The sequence below is a fragment of the Streptomyces sp. NPDC093801 genome (assembly GCF_040701585.1).
Lineage (GTDB): Bacteria > Actinomycetota > Actinomycetes > Streptomycetales > Streptomycetaceae > Streptomyces.
Window position 1 is genome coordinate 171728 of the sequence record NZ_JBFBDP010000009.1, and the last position, 18242, is coordinate 189969.

Here is an 18242-nt window from a genome sequence, read left to right on the forward strand (position 1 = left end):
GGCCGGACCTCCTTACTCCTGTCCGGGCGCGGGGGGCGCGGTGGTGAGCAGGGGCTTGGGCGAGGTCCTGCCTTCGGGCACCCCGAACGCCGTGACGGCGAGGACGAGGGCCAGTGCGGCGGCCAGCCCGATGGCGGCGGCGACGAGTGCGCGCACGGCGGGGCCTCCCTGGATCTGATGGGTCGTCAGGGAGGCGTACCGTAGCAACGCGGGGGTCAGATGAGAACCGTCGGGAACCGTCCGGGCCGGACCCCCGCGCGGCGGCCCAGGCCCTGTCGTCCGAGTCCCGGCGCCGCCCGCGGGGCGGCCCCGCGGCGCATGGTGCGTGCTCTCGGCGTGCCGCGCGAGCGCGTGCCATGCGCCGCAGGGCGGACGGGAGTGTGACGACAGGCCCTAAGGAGCGGCGGGGGAAGTCGCCTTCGCGGAGGCGGAGGCGGAGGCCGGGGCGGAGACGGACGGGGCGGGGGCCGAGGGCGAGGCCGTCGGCCGGGGGGCGGCCGTCGGCTTCGGGGAAGCGGACGGGCCCGGGGTCCCGCCCGGCGTGGGCGTGGGGCCCGGCGTCCCGCTCGGCGTGGGGGTCGGCTTCGGGGTCGGGGTGGGCGTGGGGCTCGGCGTCGGCTTCGGGGTCGGCGTGGGTGTGGGGCTCGGCGTCGGCGTGGGGGTGGGCGTGGGGCTCGGCGTGGGGGTGGGGCTCGGCGTCGGCTTCGGGCTCGGCGTCGGGCTCGGCGTCGGCGTCGGCTTCGGGCTCGGCGTGCCGGGGGCGGGCAGCGGGCCCGGGCCGGTGCCGTCCGGGACCTCGTGCGCGCCCCTGAGGTAGTACGCGAACCAGGACCGCACCGTCCGCAGGTACTCCGCGGACTGGTTGTAGGAGAGCACGGCCCGGTCCAGGCCGGCGCCGGTCCTCAGGTCGCGGCTGCCCGCGCACAGGTAGCGTCCGGCCGCCAGGGCCGCGTCATGGACGTTGTTGGGGTCGCGCCGGCCGTCGCCGTTGCCGTCCTGGCCCCAGGCGGCCCAGGTGGAGGGGATGAACTGCATCGGGCCGACGGCCCGGTCGTGGCGGGCGTCGCCGTCGTAGGCCCCGCCGTCGGTGTCGGGGATGTTCGCGAAGCCGTTGCCGTCGAGCACGGGGCCCAGGATCGGCCGCAGGGTGGTCCCGTTCGCGTCGACCCGGCCGCCGCCGGCCTGCCCCGACTCGACCTTGCCGATCGCCGCGAGCAGCTCCCAGCGCAGCCCGCACCCGGGGTCGTCCGCCCCCACCCGCCGCTCGGCCCCGCGGTACGCGGCGAGCACGCTGGCCGGTATGCCCTGTGCGCCCTCCCCCGCCGGCTGCGCGGCCTCCGGTGCGGGCGCGGGCTCCGGCCGCCCGCCGGCGGCCGCGGCCCCGCCGTCCGGCAGGAGGGCGGCCGGCGGTGCGGGGCTGTCCAGCGGCGGCAGTTCGGTGAAGTAGGACGAGTCCCCGCCGGAGCCCGGTGCGGCGACGGGCGGGCGGGCGGCGTCCTCCCCGGCCGCCGCGATCCGCTCGGGGCCCGCGACCGCGGGCCCCTGGGAGGCCGTCATCGCGGCGGCCACCAGTGCCGATACCAGTGCCGCGGCCGCGCCCCGGCGCAGGCCGCGTCCGAATATTCGTGCCGACATGAGCGGGTCCCCTCCACTGGACGTCCGAACGTCCGCGTGACCCTACGTCAACTCCCTGCACACGGCACGCACTACGGTCCCGACATTCACCACATCCCCACGTGCCTGCGCAGGTCACGCATACTGTCCCGACATCCACACCCCGGGGAGGTCCCGTGCCGTTCACTCTCAGCCATGCGGCTGCCGTACTTCCGGCCATCCGCCGCACGGGGCGTGCGCGGGGGCCGCTGGTCGCCTCGGCGCTGGTGCTGGGATCGTTCGCGCCGGACTCCTTCTTCTTCGCGGACGCGGTCGTCGGCGGCGTCATGGGCTACGGCCGGTTCACGCACTCGCTGACGGGCGTGGTCACCGCGGACGCCGTCCTCACCGCCCTGCTCGCCGCGTGCTGGCTGCTGCTGCGCGAGCCGCTGGTCGCGCTGCTGCCGCAGTCCTGGCGGGGCCGCGTCCACGCCCTCGTCCGCGGCGAGCCCTGGCACGGCCTGCGGCCCTCCGCGCTCGCGCTCCGCTTCTACCTCTCGGCGGTCGCCGGCTCGCTCACCCACGTGGTGTGGGACAGCTTCACCCACGGGCACCGCTGGGGGACGGACGCGCTGCCGTGGCTGGGCCGGCCCCTCGCCCTCGGCCTGCCGGCGTACACCTTCCTCCAGTACGGCACCTCCGCGGCCGCCGCCTGCGCCCTGCTCTGGTTCACCGTCAGCGCCCTGCGCCGGCTGCCGGCCCGGCCCGTGCCGCCGTCGGTGCCGGCGCTCGGCCGGGCGGAGCGGTGGGGGGCACTGCTCCTGGTCGGCGCGTGCGTGGCGGCCGGGACCACGCTCCGGATGCTGCGCTTCTTCACCTTCTACGACCGGATCCGCAGCCCCCTCGACATCATCCCGACCCTCTGCTTCGGAGCCGGCGGCGGCCTCGTGGTCGGCCTGCTGCTCTACGGGGCCCTGGTGCGGCTGCGACGGCGCCGCGACCGGGACCGCCCCCGCCCGGACCGGGAAACGCGGACGCCCGTCCCCGCCGCGTAGGCGGGGACGGGCGCGCGGGCGTACGGGCGGGGTCAGTGCGCGGCGGACTCCCAGTCGCCGCCGACGCCCACGGACACGTCCAGCGGGGCCCGCAGCTCCACGGCCGCGCCCATCTCCCGGCGCACCAGCTCCTCGACGCGCTCCCGCTCGCCGGGAGCGATCTCCAGGACGATTTCGTCGTGGACCTGGAGCAGCATCCGCGAGGCCAGCCCGGCCTCGGCCAGGGCCCTGTCCACACGGAGCATCGCGACCTTGACGATGTCGGCGGCGGTGCCCTGGATCGGGGCGTTCAGCGCCATCCGCTCGGCGGCCTCGCGGCGCTGGCGGTTGTCGCTGTTGAGGTCGGGCAGGTAGCGGCGGCGCCCGAAGACCGTCGCCGTGTAGCCGGTGGCCCGGGCCTCGTCCACCACGCGCTGGAGGTAGTCGCGGACCCCGCCGAACCGCTCGAAGAAGGTCTCCATCAGGCCGCGCGCCTCGGCGGGCTCGATGTTCAGCTGCTGGGCGAGACCGAAGGCGGAGAGCCCGTACGCCAGGCCGTAGGACATGGCCTTGATCTTGCGGCGCATCTCGGCGTCGACCTGGGAGCGCTCCACCCCGAACACCTGGGAGGCGACCGTGGTGTGCAGGTCCTCACCGGAGTTGAAGGCCTCGATCAGGCCCTCGTCCTCGGAGAGGTGGGCCATGACCCGCAGCTCGATCTGGCTGTAGTCGGCCGTCATCAGCGACTCGTAGCCCTCGCCGACGACGAAGCCCCGGCGGATGGCCCGGCCCTCGTCCGTGCGCACCGGCACGTTCTGCAGGTTGGGGTCCGTGGACGACAGACGGCCCGTGGCGGCGGTGGTCTGGCTGAAGCTGGTGTGCACCCGGCCGTCGGCGGCGATCGACTTGACCAGGCCCTCCACGGTCACCCGCAGCTTGGCCTGCTCCCGGTGGCGCAGCATGATCACCGGGAGTTCGTGGTCGGTCTGCGTGGCCAGCCAGGCCAGCGCGTCGGCGTCCGTCGTGTACCCGGTCTTGGTCTTCTTCGTCTTCGGCAGGTCCAGCTCGCCGAAGAACACCTCCTGGAGCTGCTTGGGCGAGCCGAGGTTGAACTCGTGCCCGACGGCCGCGTGCGCCTCCTTCACCGCCTGCTGCACGGCGCCGGCGAACTGCTGCTCCATGCCCTCCAGGTGGTCCCGGTCGGCGGCGATGCCGGCCCGCTCCAGGCGCGCCAGCAGCTCGGAGGTGGGCAGCTCCATGTCGTGCAGCAGGTCCACGGCGCCGACCTCGGGCAGCTTCGCGGTGAACGCGCCGCCCAGGTCCAGGACCGCGCGGGCCTGCGCCATCAGCGCGTCCGCCTCGGCGGTCTCGTCCGCGCCGAAGGCCAGCTGCCCGTCGGCGGCCGGCGGCTGGAGCTCGCGGCCCAGGTACTCCACCGACAGCACGTCCAGCGCGAAGGAGCGCCGGCCCGGCTTGACCAGGTAGGCGGCCAGCGCGGTGTCCATGACGACGCCCGCCAGGGTCCAGCCGTGCTCCGGGAAGACCCGCATCAGGCCCTTGGCGTTGTGCACCACCTTCGGCGCGGAGGCGTCGGCCGCCCACGCGGCGAAGGCCTTGTCGTCCGCCTCGTCCAGCGCGGACGGGTCGAACCAGGCGGCCGCACCGCCCGCCGCGGCCAGCGCCACCTCGGCGACGCTGCCCTGGCCCAGCGCCCAGCTGTCCACGGTGGAGACGCCGAGGGGGCCTCCCGCGTGCGCCGCGAGCCAGGGCGCGAGCTCACCCGCACCCAGCACCGAACCGTCCAGCTCCACACCGGCCGCCGGAGCCGGCGCCTCCTCCCCGGCGGCGCCCGGGTCCACGGCCAGAAGCCGCTCGCGCAGCGAGGCGTTGCGGATCTCCAGCACGTCCAGCACGCCCGTGACCGCGGAGCGGTCGTAGGGGGCGCGGCCCAGGTCGGCGGGGGTCTTCGGCAGCTCCACGTCCTTGACCATCTCGGTCAGGACCCGGTTGAGCTTCACGGCCTCCAGGTGGTCGCGGAAGTTCTGGCCGGCCTTGCCCTTGACCTCCTCGGCGCGCTCCACCAGCTCCGCGAACGAACCGAACTGGTTGATCCACTTCGCGGCCGTCTTCTCGCCGACGCCCGGGATGCCCGGCAGGTTGTCGGACGGGTCGCCGCGCAGCGCCGCGAAGTCCGGGTACTGGCGCGGGGTGAGCCCGTACTTCTCCACGACCTTCTCCGGCGTGAACCGGGTCAGCTCCGAGACGCCCTTCGTCGGGTACAGCACGGTCGTGTGCTCGGAGACCAGCTGGAAGGAGTCCCGGTCGCCGGTGACGATCAGCACCTCGAAGCCGAGGGCCTCCGCCTGCGTCGCCAGCGTCGCGATCACGTCGTCGGCCTCGAAGCCCTCGACCGCGAACCGCGGCACCTTCATCGCGTCCAGGAGCTCGCCGATCAGCTCGACCTGCCCCTTGAACTCGTCGGGGGTCTTGGAGCGGTTCGCCTTGTACTCGGGGAACTCCGTCGAGCGCCAGGTCTTGCGGGACACGTCGAACGCCACCGCGAAGTGCGTGGGCGCCTCGTCGCGCAGCGTGTTCGCCAGCATCGACGCGAAGCCGTAGATGGCATTGGTCGGCTGGCCCGTCGCCGTCGTGAAGTTCTCCGCCGGCAGCGCGAAGAACGCCCGGTACGCCAGGGAGTGCCCGTCCATGAGCATCAGGCGGGGACGGTCCGCTGCGGTCGTCTGCTCGGTCTTCTTCGATGCTGTCTCTGCCACGCTCCCGATCCTAGGCGCCCGCAGTGACAAATCCGTCGTCGGCGATGTCGGCGGAGCGTGACAGGATCGGGGGGATACGCGCAGACAGCTCGAAGGGGAGCGACATGGCCACCAAGCCGCCCGCAGGTGATCCGGTACAGGACGCTCCGCACGTCGGACCCCCTCGGCGCGCCGCGGCCGGCCTGCCCGCCATCGGCCACACCCTCAAGATCGCGAACGACCAGATGGGCGTGCTCCGCACCGCGCAGACCCTCCTGAAGGTCAACCAGAAGAACGGCTTCGACTGCCCCGGCTGCGCCTGGCCCGAGGGCGACAAGCGGCACACCGCCGAGTTCTGCGAGAACGGCGCCAAGGCCGTCGCCGAAGAGGCCACCCTGCGCCGCGTCACCCCCGCCTTCTTCGCCGAGCACCCCCTGGCCGAGCTCGCCGAGCGCTCCGGCTACTGGCTGGGCCAGCAGGGCCGCATCACCCACCCGATGTACCTGCCCGAGGGCGGCGACCGCTACGAGCCGGTCGCCTGGGAGCGGGCCTTCGAGATCATCGCCGAGGAGCTGAAGGCCCTCTCCTCCCCCGACGAGGCCGTCTTCTACACCTCCGGCCGCACGAGCAACGAGGCCGCGTTCCTCTTCCAGCTCTTCGCCCGCGAGTTCGGCACCAACAACCTGCCGGACTGCTCCAACATGTGCCACGAGTCCTCCGGCTCGGCGCTCGTCGAGACCATCGGCATCGGCAAGGGCAGCGTCTCCCTCGAAGACCTCCACCAGGCCGACCTGATCATCGTCGCCGGCCAGAACCCGGGCACCAACCACCCCCGCATGCTCTCCGCCCTGGAGAAGGCCAAGACCTCCGGCGCGAAGATCATCTCGGTGAACCCGCTGCCCGAGGCCGGCACCGAGCGGTTCAAGAACCCGCAGACCCCCCTCGGCATGCTCAGGGGCACCCCCCTCAGCGACCTGTTCCTCCAGATCCGCATCGGCGGCGACCAGGCCCTCTTCCGCCTCCTGAACAAGCTCGTCATCGAGACGGACGGGGCCACCGACGAGGACTTCATCCGCGAGCACACCCACGGCTACGAGGAGCTCGCGGCCGCCGCCCGCGACGCCGGCTGGGACGAGACCCTCAAGGCCACCGGCCTCACCCGCCCCGAGATCGAACGCGCCCTCGCGATGGTCCTCGCCTCGAAGCGCACCATCGTCTGCTGGGCCATGGGCCTCACCCAGCACAAGCACGCCGTCGCCACCATCCGCGAGGTCGTCAACCTCCTCCTCCTGCGCGGCAACATCGGACGCCCCGGCGCCGGCGTCTGCCCCGTCCGCGGCCACTCCAACGTCCAGGGCGACCGCACCATGGGCATCTTCGAACGCCCCGCACCCGCCTTCCTCGACGCCCTCGACCGCGAATTCGGGATCACCTCGCCGCGCGCCCACGGCTACGACGTCGTCCGCGCCATCGAGGCCCTGCGCGACGGGCGGGCCAAGGTGTTCTTCGCCATGGGCGGCAACTTCGTCGGCGCCACCCCCGACACCGACGTCACCGAGGCCGCGGTGCGACGGGCCTCCCTGACCGTCCACGTCTCGACCAAGCTCAACCGCTCCCACGCCGTCACCGGCCGGCGCGCGCTGATCCTGCCCACCCTCGGCCGCACCGACAAGGACGTCCAGGCGGGCGGCAAGCAGTTCGTCACCGTCGAGGACTCCATGGGCATGGTCCACGCCTCCCGCGGCAACCTCGCCCCCGCCTCCCCGCACCTGCTCTCCGAGCCCGCCATCGTCGCCCGCACGGCCCGCGCCGTCCTCGGCGCCGCCTCGAAGACCCCCTGGGAGGACTTCGAGCGCGACTACGCCGTCATCCGCGACCGCATCGCCCGCGTCGTCCCCGGCTTCGAGGACTTCAACGCCCGCGTCGCCCGCCCCGGCGGCTTCCAGCTGCCCCACGCCCCCCGCGACGAACGCCGCTTCCCCACCAAGACCGGCAAGGCGAACTTCACCGCCGCCCCCGTCGAGTACCCCGAGGTCCCCGCCGGGCGCCTGCTCCTGCAGACCCTGCGCAGCCACGACCAGTACAACACCACCATCTACGGGCTCGACGACCGCTACCGCGGCATCACCGGCGGACGCCGGGTCGTCATGGTCCACCCCGACGACGCCGCCGAGCTCGGCCTCGCCGACGGCTCCTACACCGACCTCGTCGGCGAGTGGAAGGACGGCGTCGAGCGCCGCGCCCCCGGCTTCCGCGTCGTCCACTACCCCACCGCACGCGGCTGCGCCGCCGCCTACTACCCGGAGACCAACGTCCTGGTCCCCCTCGACTCCACCGCCGACACCAGCAACACCCCCGCCAGCAAGTCCGTCGTCGTGCGCTTCGAACCGGCCTGATAGAACCACCCCAGGACCAGATGGTTAACGATCGTTGACGAACGGAGCAGGCCCATGGCCGACGAGCAGCAGCACGCCGTGAAGTTCCCCCAGGAAGTCCTCGACGAGTACGCGGCCCTGGGCATAGACCTGCCCGCCCTGTTCTCGGCGGGCGCCCTCGGCGAACGCATGGAGATCAGGATCCTGGAGGCCTCCGCCGACCGCGTCGTGGCCACGATGCCGGTCAAGGGCAACACCCAGCCCTACGGACTGCTGCACGGCGGCGCCTCCGCCGTCCTGGCCGAGACCCTCGGCTCGGTCGGCGCCATGCTGCACGGCGGCAGCAGGAAGATCGCCGTCGGCGTCGACCTCAACTGCACCCACCACCGGGGCGCCCGCGAGGGGATCGTCACGGGCACCGCCACCCCCGTCCACCGGGGCCGCTCCACCGCCACGTACGAGATCGTCATCGCCGACGAGCAGGACCGCCGCGTCTGCACCGCCCGCCTCACCTGCCTCCTGCGCGACACGGAGTCCTGACCTCCGGCTGCGAGGACGACACGGAGCCCCGACGACGGGGACGGGACGGGCCGTTGTGCGGCCCCCGGCGCCGGTCTAGCGTTCCCGCATGGGAACCGGACCGGCGCCTCGGCGCATCACGCCCCTCCCCGGCGGCCCGCGGTGAGCGGCGGGGGCATAGGCCCCCTGGAGCCCGGTGAGGGCACCTGGGCCCGCGAGGACGCCCGCACGCGGCCCCACGGGCCCCCTCCTCCCCGCTGGAGCGGCCGCCCGCGCGCCTTCTGCGCCCGCCACCGCCGCGCCGTCCTGACCGCCGCCTCGGTGACCGTCCTGGCCGCCGCCGCCCTGCGGATCCAGGCCACCCGCCCCGCACCGCCGCCGCCTCCGGCGCCGCCGCCCGCCCCCTCCCAGACCCTCTCCCTCACCTACGGGGATCCGGTGGAGCCGGCCCCCGACGGGGCCGCCTTCGCGTTCACTGTCCGTGTGCGGACCTCGTCCGGACCTGCGGTCTCGGTGGAGCGGATCGATCAGCCGTCACCGGCCCTGAGCGTGACGATCCGGCCATCCCTCCCGGCCGCGGTCGCGGCGGGGGAAGTCCGCGAGCTCCTCGTGCTGATTCGGACGAAAGACTGCGTGCATGTAGCACGGAATTCCGGACTGCCATTCCTGGAAGTAACCCTGAGTAATGGATTCCAGAAAGAGGATCACAGTTACATCCCCGGTGACCGATATGCCAGGGATCTTTCCGTCGCACTGACCAGGGCATGTCCCGAAGGCCGAGACGAGGCCTCCGCGGCGCCGTCATGACCAAAAACCCCTAGAGTCCTGGCGTGTCAGGACCCAAATGGCCACATGGTCCTGCCGCATCTCAGCATCCGGACAAGACGAACCGGCCTGAATTCCCCCGTTCCACCCGCACACATCCGCTATGTATTACGCCGTGGCATAACAAGAGAGTCACATCATTGGCCTCAGCCCTCCATATCCCCCGATGAGCCGCCTAGAGTCACGGCCAGTTACCGCGACCCGCCGGATTTCCTCAGTTCGGTTCCCCGCGTTCGACTCGACGCGTCCCACGGGGGACGCGGCGCCAGGAAAGGACTGCTTGTGCGCTCTCGTCAGCTCATCGCCGTGACCGCCGCCCTCGCCGCGGGCGCTCTCACCCTCACCGCCTGCGGCTCGCGCAACGACAACGGCGGCTCCGCCGGCGGCGACGGCGGCACCACGGTCGTCATCGGCGTCGACGCCCCGCTGACGGGCGACCTCTCCGCCCTCGGCCTCGGCATCAAGAACTCCGCCGACCTCGCCGCCAAGCAGGCCAACGAGAAGAAGTACGTCAAGGGCGTCACCTTCAAGGTCGAAGCCCTCGACGACCAGGCCCAGGCCTCCTCCGGCCAGCAGAACGCCACCAAGCTCACGGCCAACAAGGACGTCCTCGGCGTCGTCGGCCCGCTCAACTCCTCCGTCTCCGAAGCCATGCAGAAGGTCTTCGACGACGCCAAGCTCACCCAGATCTCGCCGGCCAACACCAGCCCCTCCCTGACCCAGGGCCCCAAGTGGGCCGAGGGCCAGAAGAGCCGCACCTACAAGAGCTACTTCCGCACCGCCACCACGGACGCCATCCAGGGCCCCTACGCGGCGCAGTACCTCTTCAACAAGGCCGGCAAGAAGAAGGTCTTCATCATCGACGACAAGAAGACCTACGGCGCCGGCCTCGCCGGAACCTTCAAGGGCGAGTTCACCAAGCTCGGCGGCCAGGTCGCCGGCGAGGGCCACATCGACCCGGAGAGCAAGGACTTCTCCGCGATCGTGACCCAGGTCAAGAGCTCGGGCGCCGACGTCGTCTACTACGGCGGCGAGTACCCCGCGGCCGGCCCGCTCAGCAAGCAGATCAAGGCCTCCGGCACCAACATCCCGCTCGTCGGCGGCGACGGCATGAAGGACAAGAAGTACGTCGAGCTCGCCGGCGACAGCGCCCAGGGCGACCTCTGCACCTCCGTCGGCGCCCCCGTCGAGAGCCTGCCCTCCGCCAAGGAGTTCATCGACAACTACAAGAAGGCCGGCTACAAGGACGACTACTCCGCCTACGGCGGCTACTCGTACGACTCCGCCTGGGCCGTCATCGAGGCCGTCAAGAAGGTCGTCGACGCCAACAACGGCAAGCTCCCCTCCGACGCCCGCGCCAAGGTCCTCGAGGCCGTCCAGGGCGTCAGCTTCGACGGCGTGACCGGCAAGGTCTCCTTCGACGAGTTCGGCGACGCCACCAACAAGCAGCTCACCGTCTACAAGGTCGACGGCGACGACTTCAAGACCGTCGAGTCCGGCACCCTCGCCGGCTGACCCTCCGCCAGTCCCCTGGCACAACCCCCTCACCTGCCGCGCGGGGCGCCGCACCACAGCGCCCCGCGCGGTGTCACATCCGTCGAAAGACTCGGAGGACCTGCGGTGCACGAACTGCCGCAACAGCTGGTCAACGGCCTGCTACTGGGATCCATGTACGGGCTCGTCGCCATCGGCTACACGATGGTCTATGGCATCGTCCAGCTCATCAACTTCGCCCACGGCGAGATCTTCATGACCGGCGGGTTCGGAGCCCTCACGGTCTGGCTGATGCTCCCCGGCGGGACCACCATGTGGATCGCCCTGCCCCTCATGCTCATAGGCGCGGTCATCGTCGCCACCCTGATCGCCGTGGGAGCCGAACGCTTCGCCTACCGGCCCCTGCGCAGCGCACCGCGCCTCGCGCCACTGATCACCGCCATCGGCCTCTCCATCGTCCTCCAGCAGGTCGTCTGGGCCTGGTTCCCCGACGCGAAGTCCTCCGTCAAGTTCCCCGAACTCCCCGGCGGCCCCTTCCACATCGGCAGCATCACCATCCAGACCGGTGACGTCTTCCTGCTGATCGCCGCCCCCATCTCCATGGCCTTCCTCGGCTTCTTCGTCAAGAAGACCCGCACCGGCCGCGGCATGCAGGCCACCGCCCAGGACCCCGACACCGCCAAGCTCATGGGCATCAACACCGACCGCATCATCACGGTCGCCTTCGCCCTCGGCGCCACCTTCGCCGCCGTCGGCGCCGTCGCCTACGGCCTCAAGTACGGCGAAGTCAACTACCGCATGGGCTTCATCCTCGGCCTCAAGGCCTTCACCGCGGCAGTCCTCGGCGGCATCGGCAACATCTACGGCGCCATGATCGGCGGCATCGTCCTCGGCCTCGCCGAAACCCTCACCACCGCCTACATCGCCGACGTGCCGGGCATGCAGCAGCTCGGCGGCCAGTCCTGGGGCAACACCTGGGCGTTCGTACTCCTCATCCTCGTGCTCCTCTTCCGGCCCCAGGGCCTCATGGGCGAGCGCGTGGCGGACAGGGCGTGAGAACCATGACGACCACCACCACCGACACCACCCCCCAGACGGCGGCCACCGGCCGAGCCGGCATCTCCTTCCCCGAGAAGACCGGCCGCGCCCTCGCCACCGCCGGCGGCGCCCTCACCGTCATCGCCTGCTTCCTCGCCTGGACCTGGACCTCCGCCTTCCCCGGCGACCTCACCGTCTACGGGTACCCCGGCGGCCTCCAGTGGCTCGTCCTCGTCGGCGGCGCCCTGACCGCGCTCTTCGGCCTCTCCTCCTACGGCATCAAGGGCCTGCGCTGGATCGCCCCCGCCGGAACCGACGCCGCGATCAAGCTCTGCGCCCTCGGCACCCTCCTCACCGTCGCCTACACCGCCTGGGCCATCAGCAACACCCTCGGCGGCCTCGTCAACCTCGAGCCCGGCGGCTTCGTCGTCATCGCCACCTCGCTCGTCGCCTACCTCGGCGCCCGCTCCCTCCCCTTCGAGCGCCCCCTCACCGAGCTCGCCGACCCCGACGACAGCTGGTGGGAGCAGACCAAGCACAACATCGGCAACAGCTGGGCCGTCACCAAGGCCGCCCACGCCGGCGGCACCCCCGCCCCGGCCCGCGCCCTCCCGGCCTACGCCGAGATCCTCGTCATCACCGCCGTACTGGCCGTGGCCCTCGGCGTCTTCACCTACGGCGTCACCACCCCCTACCAGGAACTCTTCATCGGCTTCCTGATCACCGCCGGCTTCGGCTTCGCCGCCCTCAACAAGGCCGGCCTGGTGGCCCGCTTCACCGCACTCACCGCCAAGCACCGCAACGTCGCCCTCGTCGGCGCCTTCGTCGCCGCCGCGGCCTTCCCGCTCACCCAGACCGACGACCAGTACGCGACCCTCGGCGTCAACATCCTGATCTTCGCCACCGTCGCCCTCGGCCTCAACATCGTCGTCGGCCTCACCGGCCTCCTCGACCTCGGATACGTCGCCTTCCTCGGCGTCGGCGCCTACACCGCCGCCCTGGTCTCCGGCTCCCCCAACTCCCCCTTCGGAGTCCACCTCCCCTTCTGGGCCGCCATCCTCCTCGGCGCCCTCGCCTCCATGGTCTTCGGCGTTCTCATCGGCGCCCCGACCCTGCGCCTGCGCGGCGACTACCTCGCCATCGTCACCCTGGGCTTCGGAGAGATCTTCCGCATCTCGATGAACAACCTCGACGGCGTCTCCGGCCCCGACCTCACCAACGGCCCCAACGGCGTCGCCGGCGTCCCCAACGTCAACCTCTTCGGGTTCGACTTCGGCGCCACCCACACCATCGCCGGCTTCGCCGTCGGCCGCTTCGCCAACTACTTCCTGCTGATGCTCCTGGTCACCCTCATCGTGATCATGGTCTTCCGCCGCAGCGCCGAATCCCGCATCGGCCGCGCCTGGGTCGCCATCCGCGAGGACGAGACCGCCGCCGAAGCCATGGGCATCAACGGCTTCCGCGTCAAGCTCATCGCCTTCGCCCTCGGCGCCACCCTCGCCGGCCTCGCCGGCGCCGTACAGGCCCACGTGAACTACACCGTCACCCCGGACCAGTACGTCTTCGCCAACGCCGTCCCCCCGAACTCCGCCTTCCTCCTCGCGGCAGTCGTCCTCGGCGGCATGGGCACCATCTCCGGCCCCCTCGTCGGCGGCGCCCTCCTCTTCATGATCCCCAACAAGCTCCAGTTCCTGGGCGAGTACCAGCTCCTCGTCTTCGGCATCGCACTCGTCATCCTGATGCGCCTGCGCCCCGAAGGCCTCATCCCCAACCGGCGCAACCAGCTCGAGCTCCACAAGGACCTCGAAGCGCCCGCAGTCCTCAGCAAGGCAGGGGCCTGACCATGACGACGACCACGACCGAAACGGTCCTCGACGCCCGCGGCGTCACGATGCGCTTCGGCGGCCTCACCGCCGTCAAGAACGTCGACCTCACCGTCAACAGCGGCGAAATCGTCGGCCTCATCGGCCCCAACGGCGCCGGCAAGACCACCTTCTTCAACTGCCTCACCGGCCTCTACATCCCCACCGAGGGCGAAGTCCGGTACAAGGGCACGGTCCTGCCGCCCAAGTCCTTCAAGGTCACCGCGGCCGGCATCGCCCGCACCTTCCAGAACATCCGTCTCTTCAACAACATGACGGTCCTGGAAAACGTCCTCGTCGGACGGCACACCCGCACCAAGGAAGGCCTCTGGTCCGCCCTCCTGCGCCTGCCCAGCTTCGGCCGGGAGGAGCAGGCGAGCCGCGAAAAGGCCATGGAGCTGCTCGCGTTCATCGGCCTCGACCACAAGGCCGAGCACCTCGCCCGCAACCTCCCCTACGGCGAGCAGCGCAAGCTGGAGATCGCCCGCGCCCTCGCCAGCGACCCGGGCCTCATCCTCCTGGACGAGCCCACCGCCGGCATGAACCCGCAGGAGACCCGGGCCACCGAAGAACTCATCTTCGCCATCCGGGACAAGGGCATCGCCGTCCTCGTCATCGAGCACGACATGCGCTTCATCTTCAACCTCTGCGACCGCGTCGCCTGCCTCGTCCAGGGCGAAAAGCTCATCGAGGGCTCCGCCGGCGAGGTCCAGAGCGACGAACGCGTCGTCGCCGCCTACCTCGGCGAGCCCTTCGAAGGCGCCCCCGAGGACGAGGACGCCGCCGCGGTCGCCGCGGCCGAGGCGACCACCGAGACCGAGGAGGCCCCCGAGGCCGCCCCGGCGGAGGAAGCCGCCGAGGCCACCCCGGCCGAGGAGACCACCGAGGCCCCCGAGGCCGACGAGGCCCCCGAGGCCACCGAGACCGCCGACGCCACCCCGGCCGACGCCGAAGCGGCCACCGACGCCGAGGCCACCGCCGACGCCGAGGAGACCACCGACGCCCCCGACGCCGAAACGGCCACCGGAGCGGACGAGGCCACCGAGGCGGACACCACGGCCGAGGCCCCCAGCACCACCAGCACCACCCGCACGGACGGAGAGGCCAAGTGACCGCACTCCTTGAGGTCGAAGACCTCCGCGTCGCCTACGGCAAGATCGAGGCCGTCAAGGGCATCTCCTTCTCCGTCGAAGAAGGCCAGATCGTCACCCTCATCGGGACGAACGGCGCCGGCAAGACGACCACCCTGCGCACCCTCTCCGGACTGATCAAGCCCAAGGGCGGCCAGATCAAGTTCCAGGGCAAGTCCCTCAAGAAGGTCCCCGCACACAACATCGTCTCGCTCGGCCTCGCCCACTCCCCCGAGGGCCGGCACATCTTCCCGCGCATGACCATCGAGGACAACCTCCTCCTCGGCGCCTTCCTGCGCAACGACAGGGAAGGCATCCAGAAGGACGTCCAGCGCGCCTACGACCTCTTCCCCATCCTGGGAGAGCGCCGCAAGCAGGCCGCCGGCACCCTCTCCGGCGGCGAGCAGCAGATGCTCGCCATGGGCCGGGCCCTCATGTCCCAGCCCAAGCTGCTCATGCTCGACGAGCCCTCGATGGGCCTCTCGCCGCTCATGATGCAGAAGATCATGGCGACCATCGCCGAGCTCAAGGCGTCGGGCACCACGATCCTGCTCGTCGAGCAGAACGCCCAGGCCGCGCTGTCGCTGGCCGACCAGGGCCACGTCATGGAGATCGGCAAGGTCGTCCTGACCGGTCCGGGCCGCGAGCTGCTCGTCAACGAGGACGTCCGCAAGGCGTACCTCGGCGAGGACTGACCGCACCCACCCGCAAAGCCGTGAGGCCCGCCTCCCCTCGGGGGGAGACGGGCCTCACGCACGTACCGCCCTACTTGCCGGCGGCGTTCTGCTTCTTCTCCTCGGCGTCCTCGATGACGGCCTCGGCGACCTGCTGCATGGACATCCGGCGGTCCATCGACGTCTTCTGGATCCACCGGAACGCGGCCGGTTCGGTCAGCCCGTACTGGGTCTGGAGGATGCTCTTGGCACGGTCGACCAGCTTGCGCGTCTCCAGACGCGCCGAGAGGTCCGCGACCTCCTTCTCCAACGCCTTCAGCTCCGCGAACCGGGACACCGCCATCTCGATGGCGGGCACGACGTCGCTCTTGCTGAACGGCTTGACCAGGTACGCCATGGCGCCGGCGTCCCGCGCCCGCTCGACCAGCTCGCGCTGCGAGAAGGCGGTGAGCATGAGGACGGGGGCGATGGACTCCCCGGCGATCTTCTCGGCGGCCGAGATGCCGTCGAGGACCGGCATCTTCACGTCGAGGATCACGAGGTCGGGCCGGTGCTCCCGGGCCAGCTCGATGGCCGTCTGCCCGTCGCCGGCCTCGCCGACCACGGAGTAGCCCTCCTCTTCGAGCATTTCTTTGAGGTCGAGACGGATGAGCGCCTCGTCCTCGGCGATGACGACGCGGGTCGTCAGCGGCGGAACGTGCGACTGGTCGGCGTCGGGCGTGGGCGTCGACTCGTGCTCGGCGGTCACGGAGGCTCCTCTTTGCGGGGCATAACAAGCTCCCCCGAGCCTACCCAGCTCCTGTAAGGTGGTGCCACGCAGGGATCCCTGATCCCTTTGTTTCTTAGGCCCCAGTACTCCAACTGGTCAGAGAGGCCGCTCTCAAACAGCGGACAGTGTGGGTTCGAATCCCACCTGGGGCACTCTTCCTTGAATTCCAAGGTCACGCGAGTTTGGCGGGCCATCCCCCTTTCAGGGGAATCTACCGAAAAACGCACGCGCGAGCGGCAGGTTTTCCCCAATGTCGGCCATATGTGCGATCTGGCGCCCCGTCGACATGCGCTCATCCTCCTGAGGGACGGACGCAGTCTGAACTCTGTCAGCAAAGAGACCGGGATATCCCGGGCTATCCGCGCTTGGCAAACCCGCACCTCCCCCCTCACCCGCGCCCTCGACCGCGTCGGCGTCGGCGTCGGCGTCGGCGTCGGCGATCCCCCTCACCGGTCCAGGGCGTGGACGACGCAGGGGCGGTCCAGGACCGTGTCCTCGCGCAGGGGGGTGAAGCCCAGGCGCTGGGCTACGGCGGTCGAGGCGGAGTTGCCGTGGTGGATCATGGCGGTGATGCGGTCGAGGCCGAGGGGGCCGAAGCCCCACTCCAGGACCGCCCGGGCTGCCTCCGTCGCGTAGCCGTGGCCCCAGTGGGCGCGGGCGAAGGTCCAGCCGATCTCGGTCTCGTCGAACTGTTCCCACCAGTTCAGGCCGCAGCGGCCGATCACCTCGCCGGTGGCGCGCAGTTGGACGGCGCAGAGGCCGTGGCCGCGTTCGGTCCACTGCTGCCGTATCTGGCGCAGGCGTACCTCGGCCTGCTCGGGGGTGTAGCTGCCGACGAAGCGTGCGACTTCTTCGTCGGCGTGGAGGCGTACCCACCAGTCTGCGTCGTTCTCGGTGAGGGGGCGCAGGTGGAGGCGTTCGGTGGTGATCACTGTGGTTCGGGTCTCGCTTTCCGTGGGTGTGGGGAGGCCTGGGCTACTTGATCGAGGACGGTTGGGGGCCCCTGTCGGATGCGGGTTGCGGCAGGGGTCTGCGGATGAGGGCGTGGGCCGTTTCCGCGGTGCCGAGACCGAGGATGAGGAAGGTCGCGCCGACGGGGCCGAGCCAGTGGGGTCCGAGGGGGGTCATCGCGGCCTGGGCGACCAGGGGTGCGGCGGAGACGCCGGTGTAGACGGCTGCGGAGGCGAGGCCGGTGAGGAGGGGGGCCGCGGTGGGCAGGGCGGTGATGAGGCGGTGGGTCTGTGGTGCGAGGAGTCCCCATCCGCAGGCGCCCCAGACGAGGAGGGCGGCGAGGGTGGTGGGGAGGTGGGCGGTGGTCCAGGGCAGGAGGGCGAAGTCGAGGGCGGCGAGGGTGAGGGCGGTGTTGATGACGCGGCGGGTGCCGTAGCGGTCGACGAGGGGGCCGGAGCTGAGGGTTCCGGCGGTGGCGGCGAGGCCCCAGATGAAGAGCAGGGCGGCGAGGGTGGCGCTGTTGCCGCCGGTGGCGCGGTCGAGGGAGGGGCCGATGAAGGAGTAGACGGTGTAGAGGCCGGTGTAGGCGAGGAGGGTGGTCAGGAGGGTGAGGCCGATGCGGCGGTCGGCGAGGGGGGCGATGCGGGTGCGGAGCGGGACGGTGGGCGGTGTGGGGAGGGTGGGGAGGAGGAGGGTGGTGCCTGCGGCGGCGAGGAGGCCGAGGGCGGAGACGAAGAGGATGGTGGTGCGCCAGTCGTCGGTGAGGCCGGCGAGGGCGGTGCCGAGGGGTGCGCCGAGGGCGGTGGCGGCGCTGAGGCCGGTCATGACGGTGGCGATGGCGCGGCCGCGGCGTTCTGGTGGTGCGAGGGCTGCTGCTGCGGCGACGGCGGCGGGGGTGATCATGGCGCCGCCGAGTCCCGCGAGGGCGCGTGCGGCGAGGGTGATGCCGAAGACGGGGACGAGGGCGGTGAGGAGGTTGCCCGTGGTGAAGATCGCGAATCCGGTGAGGAAGAGGGTGCGGCGGGGCCATCGGGTGGTGAGTGCGGCCATGACGGGGCCGAGGAGGGCGTAGGTGAGGGCGTAGGCGGTGAGGAGCCAGCCGGCGGTGCCGAGGGGGACGTGGAGCGAGTGGGCTGCGTCGGGGAGGATGCCGGCGATGACGAAGCTGTCGGTGCCGATGGCGAACATGGCGGTGGCGAGGGCGAGGAGTGGTCGGTGCACGGTG

At 71.5% G+C, this 18242-nt stretch carries 14 protein-coding genes, 1 tRNA gene and 1 pseudogene; 10 read left to right on the forward strand and 6 right to left on the reverse strand.

What is annotated here, in order from left to right; all coding sequences use genetic code 11:
* Positions 1-12: 12 nt before the first annotated feature.
* Positions 13-156 carry an SPW_0924 family protein gene (locus AB0469_RS12605; RefSeq protein WP_366451312.1) on the reverse strand — a complete coding sequence of 48 codons (144 nt, stop codon included), beginning with the start codon at positions 154-156 and terminating at the stop codon, positions 13-15.
* A 237-nt stretch (positions 157-393) separates the two neighbouring features.
* A complete protein-coding gene (locus AB0469_RS12610) occupies positions 394-1635 on the reverse strand; it encodes a lytic murein transglycosylase (RefSeq protein ID WP_366451314.1) in 1242 nt (413 codons plus the stop codon).
* A gap of 155 nt (positions 1636-1790) precedes the next feature.
* On the opposite strand from AB0469_RS12610, the gene AB0469_RS12615 reads away from it, so the two are divergent.
* Positions 1791-2648 carry a DUF4184 family protein gene (locus AB0469_RS12615; RefSeq protein ID WP_366451315.1) on the forward strand — a complete coding sequence of 286 codons (858 nt, stop codon included), beginning with the start codon at positions 1791-1793 and terminating at the stop codon, positions 2646-2648.
* A gap of 32 nt (positions 2649-2680) precedes the next feature.
* On the opposite strand, the gene polA is transcribed toward AB0469_RS12615, so the two are convergent.
* Positions 2681-5401, reverse strand: coding sequence for a DNA polymerase I (gene polA, locus AB0469_RS12620; protein WP_366451317.1), 2721 nt, complete (start codon positions 5399-5401; stop codon positions 2681-2683).
* Between the two features lie 104 nt (positions 5402-5505).
* Between polA and AB0469_RS12625 the strand changes: the two genes are divergently transcribed.
* The 7 genes from AB0469_RS12625 (at position 5506) to AB0469_RS12655 (ending at position 15318) form a co-directional block, all read left to right on the forward strand.
* Positions 5506-7776 (forward strand): FdhF/YdeP family oxidoreductase, encoded by a 2271-nt coding sequence (locus AB0469_RS12625; protein ID WP_366451318.1) that lies wholly within the window; start codon positions 5506-5508, stop codon positions 7774-7776.
* Between the two features lie 54 nt (positions 7777-7830).
* The gene (locus AB0469_RS12630; RefSeq protein WP_366451320.1) at positions 7831-8295 is read left to right on the forward strand and encodes a hotdog fold thioesterase; all 465 of its coding nucleotides are present in this window, start codon (positions 7831-7833) and stop codon (positions 8293-8295) included.
* A gap of 1086 nt (positions 8296-9381) precedes the next feature.
* Positions 9382-10614 (forward strand): branched-chain amino acid ABC transporter substrate-binding protein, encoded by a 1233-nt coding sequence (locus AB0469_RS12635; RefSeq protein ID WP_366451321.1) that lies wholly within the window; start codon positions 9382-9384, stop codon positions 10612-10614.
* A 105-nt stretch (positions 10615-10719) separates the two neighbouring features.
* Complete coding sequence (locus AB0469_RS12640) at positions 10720-11649, forward strand: branched-chain amino acid ABC transporter permease (RefSeq protein WP_042815507.1); 930 nt, start codon at positions 10720-10722, stop codon at positions 11647-11649.
* 5 nt (positions 11650-11654) lie between these two features.
* Positions 11655-13472: a branched-chain amino acid ABC transporter permease gene (locus tag AB0469_RS12645; RefSeq protein WP_366451322.1), complete on the forward strand. Its 1818-nt coding sequence runs from the start codon at positions 11655-11657 to the stop codon at positions 13470-13472.
* A 2-nt stretch (positions 13473-13474) separates the two neighbouring features.
* Complete coding sequence (locus tag AB0469_RS12650) at positions 13475-14605, forward strand: ABC transporter ATP-binding protein (protein ID WP_366451323.1); 1131 nt, start codon at positions 13475-13477, stop codon at positions 14603-14605.
* Positions 14602-15318, forward strand: a complete 717-nt coding sequence (locus AB0469_RS12655) for an ABC transporter ATP-binding protein (protein ID WP_042815513.1) — start codon at positions 14602-14604, stop codon at positions 15316-15318. The genes AB0469_RS12650 and AB0469_RS12655 overlap by 4 nt, the downstream gene beginning before the upstream one ends.
* Positions 15319-15388: 70 nt before the next feature.
* On the opposite strand, the gene AB0469_RS12660 is transcribed toward AB0469_RS12655, so the two are convergent.
* A complete protein-coding gene (locus tag AB0469_RS12660) occupies positions 15389-16045 on the reverse strand; it encodes a response regulator (protein WP_079425828.1) in 657 nt (218 codons plus the stop codon).
* Positions 16046-16143: 98 nt separating this feature from the next.
* Here AB0469_RS12660 and AB0469_RS12665 point away from each other — a divergent pair.
* Together AB0469_RS12665 and AB0469_RS12670 are read left to right on the forward strand one after the other, a co-directional pair.
* Positions 16144-16218: transfer RNA gene (locus tag AB0469_RS12665), tRNA-Leu, on the forward strand.
* A 109-nt stretch (positions 16219-16327) separates the two neighbouring features.
* Positions 16328-16462: pseudogene (locus AB0469_RS12670) on the forward strand (transcriptional regulator); the annotation flags it as partial.
* Between the two features lie 50 nt (positions 16463-16512).
* Here AB0469_RS12670 and AB0469_RS12675 read toward each other — a convergent pair.
* The gene (locus tag AB0469_RS12675) at positions 16513-16998 is read right to left on the reverse strand and encodes a GNAT family N-acetyltransferase (RefSeq protein ID WP_366451324.1); all 486 of its coding nucleotides are present in this window, start codon (positions 16996-16998) and stop codon (positions 16513-16515) included.
* 43 nt (positions 16999-17041) lie between these two features.
* The gene (locus AB0469_RS12680) at positions 17042-18238 is read right to left on the reverse strand and encodes an MFS transporter (RefSeq protein WP_366451325.1); all 1197 of its coding nucleotides are present in this window, start codon (positions 18236-18238) and stop codon (positions 17042-17044) included.
* Positions 18239-18242 lie beyond the last annotated feature (4 nt).